The organism is Dolichospermum circinale AWQC310F (assembly GCF_000426925.1).
GTDB classification, from domain to species: Bacteria; Cyanobacteriota; Cyanobacteriia; order Cyanobacteriales; family Nostocaceae; genus Dolichospermum; species Dolichospermum circinale.
Window position 1 is genome coordinate 17,128 of record NZ_KE384711.1, and the last position, 295, is coordinate 17,422.

Genomic DNA, 295 nt, shown 5'->3' on the forward strand with positions numbered 1-295 from the left:
GTTATCAGTTGCACCACCTCCTGATACTAAACTATAGGTAAAGGTGTTTCCTGTATCTGGGTCTGTGGTGGTGAGATTACCAATTACTGTACCAACAGTCTTGTTTTCTGCAACGGTGTTGTTAGAGAGGGTGAGGTTAGTAGGAGTTTCGTTAACGTTGCTGACTCCAATGGTTAATTGTTTCTCGTAGGATAACCCACCTTGGTCTGTGGTTTTGACTCTAATGCTGTAACTGTTTTTGGCTTCAAAGTTAAATACAGAGTTGGTTTTAAGTTGATTATTGGTAATAGTGAAT

At 39.7% G+C, this 295-nt stretch carries 1 protein-coding gene; it reads right to left on the bottom strand.

The genetic code is table 11. The features are described 5' to 3' along the window. Positions 1 to 295: cadherin repeat domain-containing protein (locus ACIR310F_RS26360; protein ID WP_196803241.1), on the bottom strand; the 295-nt coding region annotated here is incomplete at both ends.